General features: G+C 66.7%; 17 protein-coding genes and 1 tRNA gene. 13 read left to right on the top strand and 5 right to left on the bottom strand.

Annotation, left to right across the window (positions count from 1 at the left end):
* Position 1 precedes the first annotated feature (1 nt).
* The 5 genes from KBW95_RS14470 (at position 2) to KBW95_RS14450 (ending at position 5,333) form a co-directional block, all read left to right on the top strand.
* On the top strand, positions 2 to 1,093 hold the full coding sequence (locus tag KBW95_RS14470) for an ABC transporter substrate-binding protein (protein ID WP_211523408.1): 1,092 nt from the start codon (positions 2 to 4) through the stop codon (positions 1,091 to 1,093).
* A gap of 61 nt (positions 1,094 to 1,154) precedes the next feature.
* Complete coding sequence (locus KBW95_RS14465) at positions 1,155 to 2,969, top strand: iron ABC transporter permease (RefSeq protein WP_211528597.1); 1,815 nt, start codon at positions 1,155 to 1,157, stop codon at positions 2,967 to 2,969.
* 18 nt (positions 2,970 to 2,987) lie between these two features.
* Positions 2,988 to 4,055, top strand: a complete 1,068-nt coding sequence (locus KBW95_RS14460) for an ABC transporter ATP-binding protein (RefSeq protein ID WP_211528596.1) — start codon at positions 2,988 to 2,990, stop codon at positions 4,053 to 4,055.
* The gene (locus KBW95_RS14455; protein WP_229429761.1) at positions 4,043 to 5,104 is read left to right on the top strand and encodes an AbrB family transcriptional regulator; all 1,062 of its coding nucleotides are present in this window, start codon (positions 4,043 to 4,045) and stop codon (positions 5,102 to 5,104) included. Before KBW95_RS14460 ends, KBW95_RS14455 begins: the two co-directional genes overlap by 13 nt.
* Before the next feature lie 152 nt (positions 5,105 to 5,256).
* A tRNA-Pro gene (locus KBW95_RS14450) sits at positions 5,257 to 5,333 on the top strand.
* A 76-nt stretch (positions 5,334 to 5,409) separates the two neighbouring features.
* Here KBW95_RS14450 and KBW95_RS14445 read toward each other — a convergent pair.
* The 3 genes from KBW95_RS14445 to KBW95_RS14435 are packed head-to-tail and all read right to left on the bottom strand — an operon-like array spanning position 5,410 to position 7,629.
* Positions 5,410 to 5,973, bottom strand: a complete 564-nt coding sequence (locus KBW95_RS14445) for an HAD-IIIA family hydrolase (RefSeq protein WP_211523411.1) — start codon at positions 5,971 to 5,973, stop codon at positions 5,410 to 5,412.
* Positions 5,970 to 6,623: a glycosyltransferase gene (locus KBW95_RS14440; protein WP_211523412.1), complete on the bottom strand. Its 654-nt coding sequence runs from the start codon at positions 6,621 to 6,623 to the stop codon at positions 5,970 to 5,972. The genes KBW95_RS14445 and KBW95_RS14440 overlap by 4 nt, the downstream gene beginning before the upstream one ends.
* 37 nt (positions 6,624 to 6,660) lie before the next feature.
* The gene (locus KBW95_RS14435; RefSeq protein ID WP_229429760.1) at positions 6,661 to 7,629 is read right to left on the bottom strand and encodes a glycosyltransferase family 2 protein; all 969 of its coding nucleotides are present in this window, start codon (positions 7,627 to 7,629) and stop codon (positions 6,661 to 6,663) included.
* Between the two features lie 248 nt (positions 7,630 to 7,877).
* Here KBW95_RS14435 and KBW95_RS14430 point away from each other — a divergent pair, with 248 nt between their 5' ends.
* Positions 7,878 to 9,308: an aldehyde dehydrogenase family protein gene (locus KBW95_RS14430; protein ID WP_211523414.1), complete on the top strand. Its 1,431-nt coding sequence runs from the start codon at positions 7,878 to 7,880 to the stop codon at positions 9,306 to 9,308.
* Positions 9,309 to 9,470: 162 nt separating this feature from the next.
* Here the strand turns inward: KBW95_RS14430 and KBW95_RS14425 are convergent, their stop codons facing one another.
* Complete coding sequence (locus KBW95_RS14425; protein WP_211528595.1) at positions 9,471 to 10,685, bottom strand: hypothetical protein; 1,215 nt, start codon at positions 10,683 to 10,685, stop codon at positions 9,471 to 9,473.
* A 343-nt stretch (positions 10,686 to 11,028) separates the two neighbouring features.
* Between KBW95_RS14425 and KBW95_RS14420 the strand changes: the two genes are divergently transcribed.
* The 6 genes from KBW95_RS14420 (at position 11,029) to KBW95_RS14395 (ending at position 16,431) form a co-directional block, all read left to right on the top strand.
* Positions 11,029 to 11,349 (top strand): KGG domain-containing protein, encoded by a 321-nt coding sequence (locus KBW95_RS14420; protein ID WP_211523416.1) that lies wholly within the window; start codon positions 11,029 to 11,031, stop codon positions 11,347 to 11,349.
* 247 nt (positions 11,350 to 11,596) lie between these two features.
* Positions 11,597 to 11,962, top strand: a complete 366-nt coding sequence (locus KBW95_RS14415) for a hypothetical protein (protein ID WP_211523417.1) — start codon at positions 11,597 to 11,599, stop codon at positions 11,960 to 11,962.
* A 124-nt stretch (positions 11,963 to 12,086) separates the two neighbouring features.
* On the top strand, positions 12,087 to 13,208 hold the full coding sequence (locus KBW95_RS14410) for a M14-type cytosolic carboxypeptidase (protein ID WP_211523418.1): 1,122 nt from the start codon (positions 12,087 to 12,089) through the stop codon (positions 13,206 to 13,208).
* A 4-nt stretch (positions 13,209 to 13,212) separates the two neighbouring features.
* Positions 13,213 to 13,686, top strand: coding sequence for a CYTH domain-containing protein (locus KBW95_RS14405; protein WP_211523419.1), 474 nt, complete (start codon positions 13,213 to 13,215; stop codon positions 13,684 to 13,686).
* On the top strand, positions 13,683 to 14,840 hold the full coding sequence (locus KBW95_RS14400) for a serine hydrolase (protein ID WP_211528594.1): 1,158 nt from the start codon (positions 13,683 to 13,685) through the stop codon (positions 14,838 to 14,840). The genes KBW95_RS14405 and KBW95_RS14400 overlap by 4 nt, the downstream gene beginning before the upstream one ends.
* A 160-nt stretch (positions 14,841 to 15,000) precedes the next feature.
* Positions 15,001 to 16,431, top strand: coding sequence for a rhodanese-like domain-containing protein (locus KBW95_RS14395; RefSeq protein WP_211528593.1), 1,431 nt, complete (start codon positions 15,001 to 15,003; stop codon positions 16,429 to 16,431).
* Between the two features lie 37 nt (positions 16,432 to 16,468).
* Here KBW95_RS14395 and KBW95_RS14390 read toward each other — a convergent pair whose 3' ends face one another.
* The gene (locus KBW95_RS14390; protein WP_211523422.1) at positions 16,469 to 16,897 is read right to left on the bottom strand and encodes a VOC family protein; all 429 of its coding nucleotides are present in this window, start codon (positions 16,895 to 16,897) and stop codon (positions 16,469 to 16,471) included.
* A 206-nt stretch (positions 16,898 to 17,103) separates the two neighbouring features.
* Between KBW95_RS14390 and KBW95_RS14385 the strand changes: the two genes are divergently transcribed.
* On the top strand, positions 17,104 to 19,338 hold a 2,235-nt coding region (locus KBW95_RS14385; RefSeq protein WP_211528592.1), incomplete at its 3' end, for a catecholate siderophore receptor Fiu.

The raw sequence follows: 19,338 nt of genomic DNA, 5'->3' as shown, positions 1-19,338 counted from the left end.
CATGAACATCAAGCACACCCTGATCGCCGCAGCCGTCGCCGCCTTCATCGCCGCCCCGGCCCTGGCGCAGGTGCCGGCCGGCTATCCGGCGGCCTACCAGCAGATCGTCGACGGCGCCAGGAAGGAGGGCAAGCTGGTCGTCTACGGCGCCACCGACAGCAAGGCCGCGCAGCCGCTGATCAAGGACTTCAACGTCCTCTATCCGGGCATCACGGTCGAGTACAACGACATGAACTCGACCGAAGTCTACAACCGCTTCATTTCCGAGAACGCGGCCGGCGGCGACACCGCCGACGTGCTGTGGTCCTCCGCCATGGACCTGCAGATGAAGCTCGCCGCGGGCGGCCATGCGATGCCGTACAAGTCGGTCGAAGCGGGCAAGATCCCGGGCTGGGCGGTGTGGAAGGACACGGCCTACGGCACCACCTTCGAGCCGGCCGCCTTCGTCTACAACAAGCGCCTGGTGACCGGCGCCGACATTCCGCAGACCCATGCCGACTTCGCGCGCATCATCGCGCAGCCGAAGTTCCAGGACAAGGTCACCACCTACGACATCGAGAAATCCGGCGTCGGCTTCATGTTCATCACCCAGGACGAGCGCGACTTCCCGCAGTTTAAGCCGCTGCTGCAAGCCTTCGGCACGGCCCGGGTGCGCGTGCAGTCCTCGACCGGCACCATGCTCGAGCGGATCTCGTCGGGCGAGAACCTGATCGGCTACAACGTGCTGGGCTCCTACGCGCTGGTGCGCGCCAAGACCGATCCCTCGCTGGGCGTGGTGCTGCCGAAGGACTACACCCTGATCATCTCGCGCGTCCAGTTCATCAACAAGGCGGCCAAGCATCCGAACGCCGCCAAGCTGTGGATGGACTACCTGCTGTCCAAGCGCGGCCAGACCGTGATCTCCGACGCCTCGAAGCTGTATGCGATCCGCGCCGACGTCACCGGCGAGACCACCTCGAGCGACTTGATCAAGATGGTGGGCGAGAAGAACATCAAGCCGCTGCCGGTCAGCCCGGCCGTGGCGGAATACCTGGATCCGGCCATCCGCATGGCCTTCCTCAAGGAGTGGAAAGCCACCGCCGGCAAGAAGTAAGAAGCGCGGTTCCCATGGCGGGCCGCCGGCCCGCCGATTTGCTGCCTGATCGGATCTCCCCATGTCTACCTTCTCCCTGCCTGGCGCACGCCTGCCGTCGCGGGCCGCGCCGCATGCGCCCAAGGCGCGCAAGCCGCGCCTGAACTGGCCGCGCGCCATCGTCGTCCTGCTCGCCTGCCTGGCGATCTTCCTGCCGCTGTTCCTGGTGTTCTACCAGAGTGTCCTGACGGCGCCTTTCTTCATGCCGGACAAGGCGCTCGGCCTGGACGCCTACCGCTTCATCTTCGACGACAGCGACTTCTGGATGGCCTTCAAGAACGGCCTGCTGCTGGCCACCGGCCTGGCCGCGATCGCCGTGCCGCTGGGCGGCATGCTGGCCTTCCTGATGGTGCGCACCGACCTGCCGGGCCGCGGCTGGATCGCGCCGCTGCTGCTGGTGCCGATCTTCGTGTCGCCGATGGTCATGGGCTTCGGCTATGTGGTGGCGATGGGCCCGGTCGGCTTCTATTCGACCTGGGTGCACGGACTGATCGGCGTGGTGCCCTGGAACGTGTATTCCTTCACCAGCATCGTCGTGATCGCCGGCCTGACCCACGTGCCGCACGTCTACCTGTACGCCTCGTCCGCCCTGAAGAGCCTCGGCTCGGACGTCGAGGAGGCGGCGCGCGTCTCCGGCGCTTCGCCGCTGCAGGTGATGTTCAACGTCTCGCTGCCGATGATCATGCCGGCCCTGGCCTATGCCGGCGTGCTGGTGTTCTTCCTCGGCTTCGAGGTGTTCGGCCTGGTGCTGGTGCTGGGCGACCCGGAAGGCCACCTGGTGCTGGCCACCTACCTGTACAAGCTGACCAACAAGCTCGGCACCCCGTCCTACCACCTGATGGCGGCCGTCGCCGTGTGCCTGGTGGCGGTGACCATGCCGCTGGTGATGCTGCAGCGCTGGCTGCTGAAGTCGGCCAACAAATACGTCTCGATCAAGGGCAAGGGCGCGCGCCAGAAGCCGCTCGCCCTGGGCAAGTGGAAGTGGCTGGCGCTGGCCCTGCTGGGCGGCTGGGTCGCGGTCACCATCGTGGTGCCGCTGTCGGGCATCGTGCTGCGCTCCTTCGTCCAGTACTGGGGCGAGGGTGTGAACCTGGCCGACGTCCTGACCCTGCAGCACTTCCGCGACATCTTCGAACAGCACTCGCTGGTGCGCGGCATCATCAATACGATCCTGATCGGCGTGATCGGCGGCGCCCTGGCCGTGGTCTGCTACACCGCGATCGCCCTGGCCATGCACCGCAAGCCGGACGGCGTGACCCGCCTGCTCGACTACAGCGTGCTGGTGCCGCGCGCGGTGCCGGGCCTGCTGGCCGGCCTGTCCTTCCTGTGGGTCTTCCTGTTCGTGCCGAGCTGGCTGGACGAGATCCTCAAGGGCATGGACAGCGGCATCGCCACCTGGCTGTCGGAACACTTCATTCCCCAGTTGCGCCAGCTGCGCTCGACCATCTTCGCCCTGTGGCTGGCGTATTCGGTGGTCTGGCTGGCCTACGGCATGCGCCTGGTCTCGACCTCGCTGCTGCAGGTCGGCCCGGAACTGGAAGAGGCGGCGCGCGCTGTCGGCGCCAGCCGCGGCCGCGTCACCCGCGACGTCACGCTCCCGCTGATCAAGTACGGGATGCTGGGCGCCTGGCTGATGGTGTTCCTGATCTTCGAGCGCGAATACTCGACCGGCGTCTACCTGCTCACGCCCGGCACCGAGGTGATCGGCGCCATGCTGGTCTCGCTGTGGGCCGGCGGCTCGACCGACCTGGTGGCCGCGCTGTCCTTCATCAATATCACGCTCGTGGCCATCGGCCTGGGCATCGCGCTGCGCTTCGGCGTCAAGCTGCACAACTAATCAATCTGCGAGACATCTATGAACGTTTTGACCGTCAACGACCTGCATCTCGACTACGGCAGCGGCGCTTCCGCCAATCCGATCCTGAAAGGCGTGTCGATGCACCTGCAGCGCGGCGAAGTGGTGGCGCTGCTGGGGCCCTCGGGCAGCGGCAAGACCACGCTGCTGCGCGCCGTGGCCGGCCTGGAAAGCCCGAAGTCCGGCACCATCGACATCGGCGAGCGGCGCGTGTTCGACGGCGCCGCCCGGCTCGAACTGCCGGCCGAGGCGCGCAGCCTGGGCCTGGTGTTCCAGTCGTATGCGCTGTGGCCGCACAAGACCGTGTTCGACAACGTGGCCTACGGCCTCAAGCTGCGCAAGATGGCGGCGCGCGAGATCGAGCCGAAGGTGCGCGAGGTGCTGGAACAGCTCGGCCTGGGGCACCTGGGCGAGCGCTATCCGCACCAGCTTTCGGGCGGCCAGCAGCAGCGCGTGGCGATCGCGCGGGCGCTGGTGTACAACCCGCCGGTGATCCTGCTCGACGAGCCGCTGTCCAACCTGGACGCCAAGCTGCGCGAAGAAGCGCGCGCCTTCCTGCGCGAACTGATCGTGCGCCTGGGCTTGTCGGCCCTGATGGTGACCCACGACCAGGCCGAGGCGATGGCGATCGCCGACCGCATCCTGCTGCTCAACAACGGCAGGATCGAGCAGCAGGGCACGCCGCAATCGATGTACGAGTCGCCGGAGACCCTGTTCACGGCCGAATTCATGGGCAGTAACAACCGCCTGCCGGCGCAGGTGGTGGGGCGCGAGGGCGATGCTGCGCGTCTGCAGGTCGAGGGCATGCAGCTGAAGGCCACCGCGCGCGGCGCCGCCAGAGGGAAGGCCGATGCCGCGGCCCTGATCCGCGTCGAGGAGGTGCGGATCGGCCGCGCTCCGGTCGACAACGGCATCCAGCTGCCGCTGTCGACCTGCATGTACCTGGGCGACCGCTGGGAGTGCCTGTTCAAGGGCGAGGCGGCCAGCGTGCGCGCCTACTCCAAGCACCGCATCGATCCGGGCCAGTACTGGCTCGAGATGCCGGCCGAGAAGCTTTGGGTGTTCTGAGTCCGCCGCCGCCAGGCCTGCGGCGGTTCGCGCCGGCGCTGCTGCTGGCGCTCGCCGCGGCCCAGGCCTGCGTGGCGCTCGACACGCCGCTGCCGTGGATGATCGGGCCGCTGTTCTCCACCGCGCTCGCCTGCATGGCCGGGGCGCGCATGGCCGCGCCGGTGCAGGCGCGCGAGGCAGGGCAGTGGGCGATCGGCAGCGCGCTCGGGCTGTACTTCAGCGCGCCGGTGCTGGCGGTCCTGGCGCGCAATATCGGATGGATCGCGCTGGCGGTGGCCTTCGCGATCTGCCTCGGCATGGCGGCGGGCGCGCTGCTGCGCCGGCTGGCCGGGGTGGACGAGGCGACCGCCTTCTTCGCGATGGCGGTCGGCGGCGCGTCCGAGATGGCGGTGCAGGGCGAGCGTCATGGCGCCGCCGTGGACCGCGTGGCCGAGGCGCACAGCCTGCGCATCATGATGGTGGTGGGATTGATTCCCTTCGCGGTGCGCTGGCTGTCGGGCCACGGCTGGGGCGAGGGACATGATCCTTTCGTGCCGCTAGCGGCCACGGTCCATGTGCCGGGACTGATCCTGTTGATCCTGCTGACCGGCGCCGCCGCCTTGCTGCTCAAGCGGCTGCAATTGCCGAATGCCTGGGTGATCGGGCCGCTGGCGGTCAGCCTGATGCTGACCGCAGCCGGCGTGGAACTCTCGCGCCTGCCCGAGTGGATGATCCGCGCGGGCCAGCTGTTCATCGGCATTTCGCTCGGCACCCGCTTCACGCCGCACTTCGTGCGGACCGCGCCGCGCTACCTGGGCGGGGTGGCGGCATGCACGCTGGTCACGATGCTGCTGGCGGGGCCGTTCGCCTTCCTGGTCGCCATGGCCGCCGGGCTGCATCCGGGGACCATGATCCTGGCGGCTTCACCGGGCGGGATCGCCGAGATGTCCCTCACGGCGCGCGTGCTGCACCAGGGTGTGCCGGTGGTGACGGCTTTTCATGTGTCGCGCATGGTGGTTGTGGTGGTGGCCATCGGGCCGCTGTACAGGGTCTGGCGCCGCCTGGGGTGAAAGAGGGCCCCCGCATCCGAGGCCGGCGCCGGCGGTCAGCCCATGAGCGCTCCGGCGAGCACGCTTGACGCATGCCGGCACACGCATTTGCGTGAAAACGTATAACAAAAACTCAAGCAATTTTTCTGTCTCTGATATAATTGTTGGCTCGTCGGGGCGTAGCGCAGCCTGGTAGCGTACCTGCATGGGGTGCAGGGGGTCGGAGGTTCGAATCCTCTCGCCCCGACCAATAGAATCAAAGAGATAGGCCAGCTTTCGAGCTGGCCTTTTTCTTTTTCTGGCCTTGCGCAGCACTTCCGCCTGCCTCAGCGAGCTTCCTCATGCTCGGCGATCAGGCGCGCCGCGCTATAGAGGTCGGGGGCGATGCGCGTCGGCAGGCGCCGAGGTCCGAGCCGCCATTCGGTTTCGTTGCCGTTGTCGATCAGGAGCGTGCGGCACCCTGCACGGTTGCCCGCCTCGACGTCGTGGAGGACGTCGCCGATCATCCAGGAAGTCCGCAAGTCGATCCCGTGTTCATGCGCAGCCCGCAACAGCATGCCGGGCGAGGGCTTGCGGCAATGGCAGGCCATCGCGTAGTCCCGAACGGTGCCAAGCGGGTGGTGCGGGCAGTAATAATAGCCGTCGAGCGCGACCTGTTCACGGAACAAGAGGTCGGACAGGCGCTCGGCCACCGGCTCCATGGCTTCTTCCCCGAAACAGCCATGCGCGATGCCGGACTGGTTCGTGACCACGAACAGCCGGTAGTCCATGTCGGCCAGCAGGCGCAGCGCCAGGCCCGCGCCGGGCACCAGGTGAATGCGGCGCGGTTCGACGTTATAAGGCAGGTCATCCACCAGGGTGCCGTCCTTGTCCAGGAAGATTGCTTTCATCCTGCCTCTCCGTACGGCAGCCACGCCGGCTGCCGATCGTCGTCGAGGGCGGCAGGGCGGGCCTGAATGTCTTCGCAGCCTACCTGTGGCTGGCCGCTGCGGCGCGCGCGCAAGTGCCGGCGTCCCGCTGCGCCCATCGCGTCGGCTTGCGCGGGCTGGCGGTGGAAGGCTGCAAGGCGCGCGGCGAGCGCCTCGGCATCGCGCGGCGGGATGAGGTAGCCTGTCAAGCCATCGACGACCATGTCCTCGACGCCGCCGACGCGCGTGCCGATGATCGGGCGGGCGCAGGCCATCGCGGCCGCAGTGGTCGTGCAGGCGGATGCATACCAGGGCGTGACGGCGACCGCGTTCGCCGCGCCGTGGTACGCGCGCATCTGCGCGGGGGCCGCCAGCATGGTAAAGCGCACCTGCGCCGTGATGCCGAGATCGGCGGCGGCAGTGCGCAGGCGGTTCAGCTGCGGCTTCCAGGCCGTGGCTCGCCCCAGGTCCTCGTATACGACGATCAGATCGGCATGCACGCCCCAGCACGTTCGCAGCATGGCAAGCCCCAGGATTGCCGTATCGGCGCCGGCGCGTGGCGCCAGGCCCGCTGCGTGCAGAATGAGGAAGCGGTCTTGCGCAAGTCCCAGGCGGCGCCGCAAAGTGGCCATGCGGGAGGCGGAGTGGCGAAGTCCTGGCATCGCGGACTCACGCGAAGCGGACGCGGTAGCGCACCGCGCCGGCCAGCCGCCAGAATACCGCCAGCGGCGGAAGCAGCATCGAGGTAAGGATCACGTCGGCCACGTGCGAGGGAGTGCGCGTGCTTCCTCGCAGGCGCTGCGCGCACAGGCGGGCAGTGAGGACCAGCCAGGCGGCGCCAGCCGCGTAGGCCAGGGCCTTGGCGCCGGCTGCCAGGGCCGCGAGCGCCAGCAGCAGCACGGCGACGGTGGCGTAGTGCTCCCAGCACGGACGCGGTTCGACCTTCTGGCGGTAGAGCGCCGGATGCTTCTTGTACAGCAAGGCGTCGAAGACGGCGTGGCGAATCTGCAGCAGGCTCGCCCCCCAGGGCGCAGGGCGCATCGGATGCTCGGCCAGCGCCTGCGGCGCGCGCTTGACCTGGATGCCGCTCTCCAGCAGGCGGAAATGCAGGTCGGCGTCGGTGCCGCGGCGGACGCTGAAGCGTTCGTCGAACCCGTCCATGCGTTCCAGGACAGGCTTGCGGATGAAGCAGTTGGCGCTGGTGAAATCGAGCCGATCATGGGCATGGGCATGGGCAGGCGTTTCGATGCGGCCGCAAACGACGTCGATATCGTCGCGGAAGGCCGCCAGTCCCTGGGCCAGCCAGTCGGCGGCCGGGACCGCGTCGTCGCTGGTGAAGGCGACGATCGCCGCGCGCGCCGCGCGCCAGCCGCGATTGCGGGCCGCCGCCGGACCGCGCGGCCCCGGGTTGGCGACGTAGGCCAGTCGCGGTCCCCGCTCGAGGGTGCGGCTGCGCCAGCCGGCGACCAGGTGCAGGGTGTTGTGGTTCGGTTCGTCGTCAACGACGATGACTTCGTAGCTGCGCGGGTCCAGGCTCTGCCGCATCAGCGCATCCAGGCTGCGGTCGAGCAGGTCCATGCGGCCGCACGCCGGCAGTACGACCGAAACGGCAATCAGTGCGTCATCCGTTGCTGACATTGTGGTCTCCGCTGATGCTTGCAAGCGCACCGTCCGCCGTGCCGGACTGGCGCCCCGCAGGGCATGTTCACGAGGGTGTCGAGTGCGGTTCGAGTGCTTGCTTACTGCCGGGTTCCTGCCCGGCGGAGCAGCTTGGATGTGGATCAAAAGCTGTGCTGGACAGGACCGCGGAAGGCATTTCGGACGGGTATGCTGGCGACCTTTGTTACACTGCCGCCTGTGAACAACATGACAAGCAGGGACCGAGCATGAAACAACTGTATATCGATGGCCAGTGGATCGACGGCGCAGGCGTGACCACCACCCGGAATCCGTCCGACCGCAGTGACGTGATCGACGAGTACGCGAGCGCGGGTGCGGAGCAGGCCGCGCTGGCGGTGGCCGCCGCGCACGCGGCCGCGCCGGCCTGGGGCCTGTCGGGCGTGCAACAGCGCGCCGACGCCCTCGACGCGATCGGTTCCGAGATCCTGGCGCGCAAAGTGGAACTGGGCACGCTGCTGTCGCGCGAGGAAGGCAAGACGCTGCCGGAAGGGATCGCCGAGGCAGGCCGCGCCGGCGCCATCTTCAAGTTCTTCGCCCAGGAAGCGCTGCGCGTGCGCGGCGACCACCTGGCCTCGGTGCGCCCGGGCATCGACGTCGACGTCACGCGCGAGCCGGTCGGCGTGGTCGGCATCATCGCCCCATGGAATTTCCCGATCGCGATTCCGGCCTGGAAGATCGCGCCGGCACTGGCCTACGGCAACACGGTCGTGTTCAAGCCGGCCGAACTGGTGCCGGGCAGCGCCTGGGCGCTGGCCGAGATCATCAGCCGCGCCGGCCTGCCGGCGGGCGTGTTCAACCTGGCGATGGGACCGGGGCGCGTGGTGGGCGAAGCCATGCTGAACGACAGCCGGGTCAATGCGGTCAGCTTCACCGGCTCGACCTCCACCGGCGAGCGCGTGCTGCTCGCCTGCGCCCGCCGCCGTGCGCGCGTCCAGCTGGAAATGGGCGGCAAAAACCCGCTGGTGGTGCTGGCCGACGCCGACCTGGACGTGGCCGTCAACGCCGCGCTGCAGGGTTCGTTCTTCTCGACCGGCCAGCGCTGCACCGCGTCCTCGCGCCTGATCGTCGACGAGCAAATCTACGGCAAGTTCATCGATGCACTGGCAAGCCGCATGGCGGCGCTCAAGGTCGGCCATGCGCTGCAGCAGGGCATCGACATCGGCCCGGTCGTGGATGCCTCGCAGCTGGAGCAGGACCTGTCGTACATCGAGATCGCGAAAGGCGAGGGCGCACGCCTCGTGTGCGGCGGCGAGCGCCTGCAGCGCGACACGGACGGCTATTTCCTGAGTCCGGCGCTGTTCGCCGACTGCGAGCCGGGCATGCGCCACGCGCGCGAAGAGATCTTCGGGCCGGTGGCCTCGGTCATCCCGGCCAAGGGCTATGAGCATGCATTGGCGCTGGCGAACGATACCGAGTTCGGCCTGACGTCCGGCATCTGCACGACCTCGCTCAAGCATGCCACGCACTTCAAGCGCAATGCGAAGGCCGGCATGGTGATGGTGAACCTGCCGACCGCAGGCGTCGACTACCACGTGCCCTTCGGCGGCACCAAGGCGTCGAGCTTCGGACCGCGCGAGCAGGGGACCAACGCAGTCGAGTTCTTCACGACCGTCAAGACCAGTTATACCGGGGCCTGACCGGCCTTCCATCCCGGCTGCCCCAGGCGCAGGCCATGGCGGGATGAGCGGGAGAAGTGAAGCGGGGAGGTGCATGCCAAGTGGAGTGCACCTCCCCGCCAGACGGCCCCATGCTTGCGGGGACGTCGTCAAACACCCGGCTTATATCAGGCCGGTCACGCCTTATTTGCGCGAGAAGCCGGTGTCGTCATCCATCTTGCGGTCGCCCGCCAGCTGGTTGGCGCCGGCGGGGCTGCGCGGCAGGCCGCCGATGGTGTCGTTCGATTCATGCACGGCAGGGTCGCGCTGCATGCTGCCGCCTGGCTTCCAGCCCGGATTGTCGCTGCGCGGGCCGCTGTTGCCCGGGCTGCGCGGCAAACCGCCCGCGACGTCGTTCGACAGGTGGACATCTTCGGTACCCTTGTCGCGAGCCTGTTCACCGGTCTGGGAACCGTCACGGTCGGCGCTGTATTGGGAGTGGCCGCCGCTTCGCTGCTCGTTGGCGTACTCCCTTTGATCGGACTGGCCGCTGTCCGATTGCGTATTGCCGGACTGCACGCTGCCCGACTGCATGCTGCCTGGCTGTACGCCACGCGAAGACGCGCTGCCCGATGGAGCGCTCCCCGACGGGGCGCTTCCTGACGCTGCGCTACCGGACTGCCTGCTGCCGGACTGCATGCTGCCGGAGTGCATGCCGCCACCCTGCTGGGACTGCCGTGACTGCTGCTCCCCGCCACCCGACTGCATGTTCCGCGGTCCGGCCTGCATCGCATTGCGCGGCGCATGCACCTGGTCGCGGCCGTAGAGTTCCTCGTGCGGCGTCGCCGACAGGTCGGCCTGCGCGCTGCGCAGCGGCGACTCGCCGACCACCTGCGGCGCGTCGTAGTGGTGGTGATGGTGACCCAGCGAGCCGCCCTGCAGCTCAGGCTGGTTAATATTCTGGGGATTCATGTCATGCACGGCCTGGCTGTTGCCCGTATGCGGGTGGACGTCCACGCCGCCGTGCTTGTCGCGGCGGCCAACCGGCTGCTCCAGCAGGCCCCAGGCCTCCGAATGCATCTCCATCTGGCGCTGGTGGCTGTCGGTAATACCCTGCTGCGGACCGGAACCGCCGGTCTGCTGGCTCTGCATCGAGCCGCCATGCAGGTCGCCGCCGGTCGTCGGGAACTTGCTGTCGTCACGGTTGAACCAGTTCTGCTCCGACGCCCCCGGATTCAGGTCCGCCTGCTGGGCGCCAACCAAGCCCGACCCCGGTTGCACCTGCTGCATGGTGTCGCCATTCGGATAGGTGTGATCGTTCGGCCCGCTCGTGGTATTACCTTTCGATCCCGGGGTCCATTTCTCGTTGGCGCCATTGTTGGTCTGGTTATTGGTTTCGCTGCGTTGGTTCGCATCCATCTTGGCCTCCTGTTGGAATGGTGGCGGCGCGAGACAAGCACCGCCTGATATTGCCATGATGCTCGTCCCTCCCTCTGCTATGTATAGGAAGACGTAGGGGGGCTGTGTAGGACTGCTTCTGATCAGCTGGCTGCGCCTTTATTGACGACTGGAAGTACATTTTCGCAACTGCATTTTCTGTCGCGTGTAGTCCTACAAAGTCATCTGAAAACGTCCTATACCCTCATCCATCACCCGTGCCTAAGATGACTTCGACCCTCGCTCATCGGCGCTTTGCCGCAAGCCGGGTTAAGCCTGCCGCAGGACGCGGCGGTTTCTAAAAGCGAACAGGGAGAAGACCATCATGGCCTCAAGCAATCAAGGTAGCAAACAGGGCGGCAATCAGGGCGGCAGCAGCCAGAGCAGCGGTACCCGCAATCGCGGTTTCGCTTCGATGGATCCGGCACGCCAGCGCGAGATCGCCAGCCAGGGCGGCAAGGCTGCCCACGCAAAAGGAACGGCACACGAATTTACTTCGGAAGAAGCACGCCGTGCCGGCAGCATGAGCCACGGCAATCGCCAGTCGGCCAGCGCCAGCGCCGGCGGCGCATCCCGTACCAGCAGCAAGAGCGGCGGCAACCGCCAAAGCTCGTCGAGCGGCAACCGCGGCGGCTCGAAAGAGTAAGCCGGCAAGGTCAGCCGCTTGCCTGGCCTGCCGGACGTCGCGGCAGGCTGACACCACATCCAGCAGGGGGCCTTCGAGGCTCCCGCTTTGTTATTGGCCATCCCTTTCCTGCTTTCTCTCCTGACATTGGCTTTCTGGCCACACAAAACGCCGATGGGATGCGGTAGAATCGCTGCGCCTTTTTCAATCTTCCCTAAGGAACAACGTCGTGAAACCAGCGGTTATCCGTCAAGTCAAGAGCCTCTCCATGTCGTGCGACCGTGTCGGCAACCTGTTGCTGACCAAGTTCTCCACCCAGGGCGCCAGCGACCTCGCCATCTACGTGCCGGCGACCATCGTGTTCTGGCTGCTCAAGCACCTGCCGGTGAACCGCGATCCGAGCCTGGTCGCGCCGCCGCCGGGCCCGGCGATCACGCAGCACGACTGGGACAATCCCTACACGCCGCGCGCGCAGTACGTGAACTGCAAGGAACTGCCGGGCGCACTGCGCATGCACTTCGTCCTCGACAGCAAGCAAGACCTGACCGTGGTGCTCGACCGCGCCAACGTCGAGTTGATGCGCCAGATCATGGGCTTGTACACCAAGGACCTGATCGACCTCGAAGCCCAGTAATCTAGGCAAGGCGCGGCGCCGGATGGCAGGGGCCGGTCCGGCGGCCGCCATTCGGCATTTTGCCCGCGGCACGATCCTCGGTAATATGCTCGGTATTGTTGACTCGGCCACGAAAGGATCCTCCATGCCCATCAAAATCAGCCAGATGTTCGACTCCGGCGCCATCGACGTCGTCCGCGCCGATCACCCCAAGCAGATCGAACTGAATCTGCGCAGCGATTCACACGCCGACATCCACCAGTGGTTCCATTTCCGCCTGCAGGGCGCGCGCGGCCAGGCTTGCACGATGCGTTTCCTGAACGCGGGCCAGGCCACCTACCCGAAGGGCTTCGAGGATTACCAGGTGGCCGCGAGCTACGACACCGAGAACTGGTTCCGCGTGCCGACCTCTTTCGACGGCCAGGTCATGACCGTCAACCATACCCCTGAGCTCGACAGCGTCTACTACGCCTACTTCGAGCCCTACACCTGGGAACGCCACCTGCGCCTGCTGGGCGAAGTCGCCGAAAACCCGATCGCGCGCGTGCACGACATCGGCACCACGGTCGACGGCCGCGACATGAACCTGGTCGTGATCGGCAATCCGCAGGCCGAAAAGAAGATCTGGGTGATCGCGCGCCAGCATCCTGGCGAGACCATGGCCGAGTGGTTCGTCGAAGGCATGATGGATGCGCTGCTGGACAATGCCAATCCGATCTCGCGCAAGCTGCTTTCCCGCGCCGTGTTCTACATCGTCCCCAACATGAACCCGGATGGCTCGGTACGCGGCAACCTGCGCACCAATGCCGCCGGCGCCAACCTGAACCGCGAGTGGATGACCCCGAGCCTCGAGCGCAGCCCGGAAGTGCTGTGCGTGAAGAACAAGATCCACGAGACCGGCGTCGACATGTTCTTCGACATCCACGGCGACGAGGCGCTGCCCTACAACTTCGTGGCCGGCAACGAGATGCTGGAAGACTTCACGCCGGAACGCATGGCGCGCCAGAAGGCCTTCGTGGAGCAGTACATGGCGTCCAGCCCGGATTTCCAGAACGTGTACGGCTACGCGGCCAGCAAGTACAACGACGAGCTGCTGACCCTGGCGTCGAAATACATCGGCCACACCTTCAAGTGCCTCTCGCTCACCCTCGAGATGCCGTTCAAGGACAACGCCGACCTGCCCGATCCGCACACCGGCTGGAACGGCGCCCGCAGCGCGGCGCTCGGCGCGGCGATCCTGCAGCCTATCCTGCAATCGCTGGATTGATGCCATGGGCCTCGAGATCGAGCGCAAGTTCCTGCTGGTAGGCGACGACTGGCGCTCGCTCGGCGAGCCCGTGCTGCTGCGCCAGGGCTACCTGTGCGCCGACCCGATGCGCACCGTGCGTGTGCGCATCGAAGGCGGGCAGGGCGTCCTGACCATCAAGAGCAAGAGTATCGGCGCCACGCGCGGTGAATGGGAGTACCCGATCCCGCTGGATGAGGCGGCCGAGTTGCTCGACCGCCTGTGCGAGCGTCCGCTGGTCGAGAAGACCCGGCGCCGCATCGAGCATGCGGGCTTCGTCTGGGAAGTCGACGAATTCCTGGGGGAGAACGCGGGCCTGGTGGTGGCCGAGATCGAGCTGCCCTCCGAAGACACCGCCTTCGAGCGGCCAGCCTGGGTCGGCCACGAAGTCACCGGCGACAAGCGCTATTACAACTCCAGCCTGATCCGCAATCCTTATTCCACCTGGACCAATCCATGACGAATCTGTCGCGCCGCTGCCTGCTGGCGCTCGGTGTCGCCATACTGCTGCCTGCCTGCGGCACCCCCGGCACTGCCACCACCGCTGCCTCGGCCTACTTCCCGCCTGCGGGAGACTGGGCGCGCAGATCGCCTGAACAGCTGGGCCTGGACCCGGCGGCCCTGGCGGCGGCGGTGCAGTATGCGCAATCGCACGAGACCACCCGCGCCCTCGATTTCTCCGACCAGGAAGCCACCTTCGGCACGCGCCTCGGCTCGATGCCGACCAAGCGCGCCCGCACCAATGGCCTGGTGATCTACAAGGGCTATGTGGTGGCCGAGTTCGGCGATACGCAGTTTGTCGATCCGACTTATTCGGTGGCCAAGAGCATGCTGGCGACGGTCGCCGGCGTGGCCGTGCGCGACGGCCGCCTCGGCGTCGACGAGCCGGTCGCCAGGCGCGTGAACGACGGCGGCTATGCGACCAGCCACAATGCGCAGGTCACCTGGAAGCAGCACCTGCAGCAGGAATCCGAGTGGGAAGGCAGCATGTGGGGCAAGAACGGCGACTTCGTCGGCAAGACGGAGTTCGGCGCCGGCGAGCGCAAACCGCGCGCGTTAAAGGCACCGGGGGGCTTCTACGAATACAACGACGTGCGCATCAACCGCTTCGCACTGTCGCTGCTGCGCGTGTTCGAGCAGCCGGTGCCGGAGGTGTTCCAGGAGCAGGTGATGGACCCGATCGGCGCCTCCAGCACCTGGAAATGGGTTCCCTACCATAACAGCTATGTCGAACTGAAGGGCAAGCAGGCGCCTTCCGTCAGCGGCGGCACACGATGGGGTGGCGGCATGTGGATCAACAGCTGGGACATGGCCCGCTTCGGCTACCTGTGGCTGCGCGGCGGCGCATGGAACGGCCGGCAGATCGTGCCTCCGGCCTATGTCCAGGCGGCATTGACGCCCAGCGAGCACGGCCCGGACTACGGCTACCTGTGGTGGCTGAATACCAAGGGCAAGAACCTGCCGGGCCTGCCGCCGAACGCCTACGCGGCGCTGGGGGCAGGGCAGAACACCATCCTGGTCTCGCCCGACCACGACCTGGTGATCGTATGGCGCTGGCACGCGGGCAACCCGGCCGAATTCGCCACCAGGGTCATTGCCGCCATCCGCAAATAAGCGCCCGGGCGGCCGGACCGAAGCCCGGCCGCCTTCCTGCACCGTGCATGGCCCTGTGTATGCGCTTGTCCACACTCTGTGGCAGGCTGCTTAAATTTCTAGCGATTTTATCCACCCCACATATAAAATGAATGGTGGAAATTTAAATTGTTAGAATGACATGATCAACCGCGCTTTCTCTCTCGCTTCGCTCCTCTTCCTGGGCGCGAGCGCAACCCTGTCCGGCGCCGCCTGGGCAGCCGACCTTCCTTCCGCCGTCTCCGCCTGCAGCCCGGGCCAGGAAGCCCAGGGAACCCAGTATGAGCGGCGCGCGCGTGGCGAAACGCCGGCCACCATCGAAGGCGTCGTGACGGTCTCGCCGCGCGAAGCCCGCTGCCTCATGAAAAAGCTCGGCACGGAACTGACCGTGGTCGCCGCGGTCGGCGATCAGCGCAAGCTCCCGGGCGCGATCCCCATGCCCTGGGCGGCAGGCAACAGCCCGGCCGCGCTTGCCAAGCTGGCCGAGGATCTTGGCAAGCTGACCCAGGGGCGGCGCACCCAGCCGGTCTTGGTGTACTGCCACCACACCCATTGCGCCTTGTCGCAGCTTGCCGCGGCCAACATGGTGCAGGCCGGGTACAGCAAGGTCTACTGGCTGCGCGCGGGCATGGATGGCTGGCAGAAGGCCGGATACGCCTTCGAAGGCGAAACCGAGACAGATCCGGCGGAACGCTATGCCAGCCTGCTGAAGGATTGCGCGTACACCTATGCTGGCGAGAACGTCGCTGCAGGCGTCGCCTCGTTCGCCTCGAACGAGGTGGAAGCCGAGCTGGAGGTGAATGCCAGGCGAATCCGGCAGGCACGCAAGCTCTGCCTGGAGAAGATCCGGCCCGAAGTCGAGGACCACAAGGGGCGCAAGGCCGACCTGGCGCAGCGCATTGCCGGCAACGATGCCGAAGTGGCGCGCAGCCTGAAGGCGGCGTGGGCGGAGTTCGATGCGAACCCGGCCAAATACCTGACGGTGGTCGTGGACGACGCACCGCTTGCCAGCCTGGGCGGAATGATCGAGCGTGCGCGCGCGATGAAGCCGCTGTCGGCCAGCTGCGGCAGTTTCAACTACCAGGTTCCGCACCTGAACAACGGCGTGATCGACGCCCTGAGCCAGCGCACGGATTCCTACCGCGCCTGCATGGACAGGGTCGAATCGATGGTGAACGGCATGCCAAGTCTCGACGCCGGCCAGTTCGGTGTCTATGTGGAGAGGGCGGAACGGACTCACCCCTATACCTGCTCCATGAAGCGTGGGCGCAATTGCCTGCCCGACGAAGCATGGGGACGCTTCGGCAGGGTCGCCAGCCGCGACAACCTGAAGCTGATCGAACAGGCCGCCGCGCTGGAAAAGCAGCTTGCCGGCGAGATCGTCAGGGAGCGCAGGCGCGTGAACGACTTCGTCGACAGCGTCAACGTCCTGGTCGCCCAGGGGAACGCGGCCGCGGAGCAGCGCGAGAGCCAGCGCAGCTACAGCGGCAACGGCGGCTACTATGCACCGCCGGCGCCGCCCGCCACCCCTTACCGCCGGTCCTCGGACGCGAGCGCTTCCGGAATTCGTTGACGCGGCGGGCAGGGCGGCTGCAGGCTGCCCTGGCCCCTCAGAACGTGATCTTCACGGAAGGCGCGCTGCGCTGCGCTGCGCCGTGGTGCACGGCCTCGATGTTGTTGCCGTCCGGGTCGAGCACGAAGGCCGCGTAATAACCGGGGTGATAGGGCCGCTCGCCCGGCCCGCCGTTGTCCTTGCCGCCATTCGCTAGCGCCGCCCGGTAGAAGGCGTCGACCATGGCGCGGTCCTCGGCCTGGAAGGCGAGATGGTGGCGCCCGGTCAGCACGCCCTGGGCCGCCTCGCTGTCGGCGGTCGAGACGAACAATTCGTCGGCCCAGAAATACCCCTCTCCCGTGCCGCCCATCGGCACCTTCAAGACCTCGAATACCGCCTCGTAGAACGCCTGCGAGGCCGGCAAGTCGCGCACCACCAGCTGGATATGGTCGATCAGCCGCCCGCGGTGCAGTTCCTGAGTTTCCATGCCGTTCTCCTTGTCGAGTGAGACACCAAATGGTCCAGCGATGATACCGCTCCGGACAACCGAACGCATTCGCCCGCATTTTACTTAACGCGCATGAGAATAAGAATGATTCTCGTTTACTTAGCTTTACTTTTTCTTTACAATGCTGCCATCCCATAAGGTTCAGTCATCGATCGTTCCGTCCACTTGTCGAGAGAAGGTTTGTAATGAAAGCAATAAAAAGCCGTAAGCGCCTGCCTGCCAACCCCCACGTGATGGGCACCGCCCTGGCGGCCATCCTGCTGCCGCTGGCCGCCCAGGCGGACAACGTCGCGCCGCCGCCGGACGACGTCAAGCCGGCCGCGACCGTGGCTGTGGTGGGCCAGGGCGCCAACGGTTTCCGCGCCGAGCATGCTTCCTCGCCCAAGTACACCGAGAAACTGGTCGACACCGCCCAGACCGTGCAGGTCATCAAGAAGGAATTGTTCGAGCAGCAGGGCGCCCAGACCCTGACCGAAGCGCTGCGCAACACCCCGGGCGTCGGCGCCTTCTTCCTCGGCGAGAACGGCAACACCAATACCGGCGACGCGATCTTCATGCGCGGCTTCGATACCTCGGGCAGCGTGTTCGTGGACGGCGTGCGCGACGTCGGCTCGATCTCGCGCGACGTCTTCAACCTGGAGCAGATCGACGTCCTCAAGGGCCCGGCGGGCACCGACACCGGGCGCGGCGCGCCGACCGGCTCGGTCAACCTGGTGAGCAAGAAGGCCCATATGGCGCAGGCGGCTTCGGCCTCGGCCACCGTCGGCAGCGCTTCCCAGAAGCGCGCCACCGCGGACCTCAACACCGTGCTCAACGCCGAGCGCGGCATCGCCCTGCGCCTGAACGTGATGGCCCAGGAAGCCGGCAATCCGGCGCGCAACGTGGTCAAGAACCAGCGCTGGGCAGTGGCCCCGAGCATCGGCTTCGGCCTGAACGGCGCGACCCGCGTGCACCTGGACTACCTGCATGTCGATCAGGACAATATCCCGGACGGCGGCGTCTCGACGGTGGGCCTGCCTGGCTACAGCAGCCCGGACCCGACCCGCGCCTTCATCGGCGCCGCGGCGCCGGTCGATCCCGAGAACTTCTACGGTTCCAGGAGCGACTTCGACAAGATCAAGGCCGACATGGCCACCGTGCGCGTCGAGCACGAGTTTTCGCCGGGCCTGCGCCTGCAGAACACCAGCCGCTACGGCCGTACCCGCCAGGACTACATCCTGAGCGCCTGGCTGGCCAACGCGGTCAACCTGCAGACCCCGGTGCAGAACGACCCGTCCACCTGGACCGTGGCGCGCAGCACCCGGACCTCGAAGGATCAGGAAAACAAGATCCTGACCAACCAGACCACCCTGACCGCGGACTTCGCGACCGGCGCGCTGGCGCATACGCTGGTCGGCGGCCTCGAGCTGGCCAACGAACGCCAGATCAGCTATGGCCGCACCGGCCTCGGTTCGCTGCCGGCGGCCAACCTGTATCGTCCGAATCCGGCCGATCCGGTCACCGGCTTCGCGCCGAGCCGCACCGGCGCCTACAACAAGGGCGATATCGACACCCAGGCCGTGTACGTGTTCGACACCGTCAAGCTGGGCGAGCGCTGGATCTTCAACGCCGGCGTGCGCGCCGAGCGCTACGAGGGCGACTATTCGGTGGTCACCCTGACCAACAACGTGCTCGTGCCGACCCACTTCACCGTGTCCGACACCCTGGTCAACGGCAAGGCCTCGCTGCTGTACAAGCCGACCGCCAACAGCAGCGTGTATGCGATGGTGGCCAGCTCCAAGCAGCCGCCGGGCGCGAACTTCACCGTGTCGGGTAACCTGAACAACGCGCAGAACCCGATCTACGATCCGCAGAAGACCACGACACAGGAAGTGGGCGGCAAGCTGGACCTGCTGCGCCAGAAGCTGTCCCTGACCGCCGCGCTGTTCCGCACCGAGGTCAAGAACGAAGTCGAGCAGGATCCGGTCGACCTGACCTGGCACCAGACCGGCCGCAAGCGCGTACAGGGCGTGGAGCTGGGCGCCACCGGCGCACTGGCCACCAACTGGCTGGTCAGCGCGGGCTACCTGTACCAGGACTCCAGCGTCGAGCGCGGCCGCATGGTCACGGCCTCCGGCGAGAACAGCCTGAGCTACACGCCCAAGCAGTCCTTCACCCTGTGGACCTCGTACGACCTGCCTTTCGGCCTGAAGATCGGCGGCGGCGCCCGCTTCAGCGACAAGCTCAAGCGCGGCACCGACGGCGCCATCGGCACCCCGGCCTTCACCGAGTCCTACTGGGTGTTCGACGCCATGGCGTCGTACAAGCTCAACGACAACATCGACCTGCGCCTGAACGTCTACAATCTGGCTGACGAGCGCTACGTGGCCAGCATCAACAAGAGCGGCTACCGCTACACGCCGGGCGCGCCGCGCTCGGCC

The sequence above is a fragment of the Massilia sp. ZL223 genome, assembly GCF_018119395.1.
In the GTDB taxonomy this organism is placed as follows: domain Bacteria; phylum Pseudomonadota; class Gammaproteobacteria; order Burkholderiales; family Burkholderiaceae_D; genus Telluria.
This window is presented reverse-complemented; position numbering and strand designations above follow the sequence as displayed.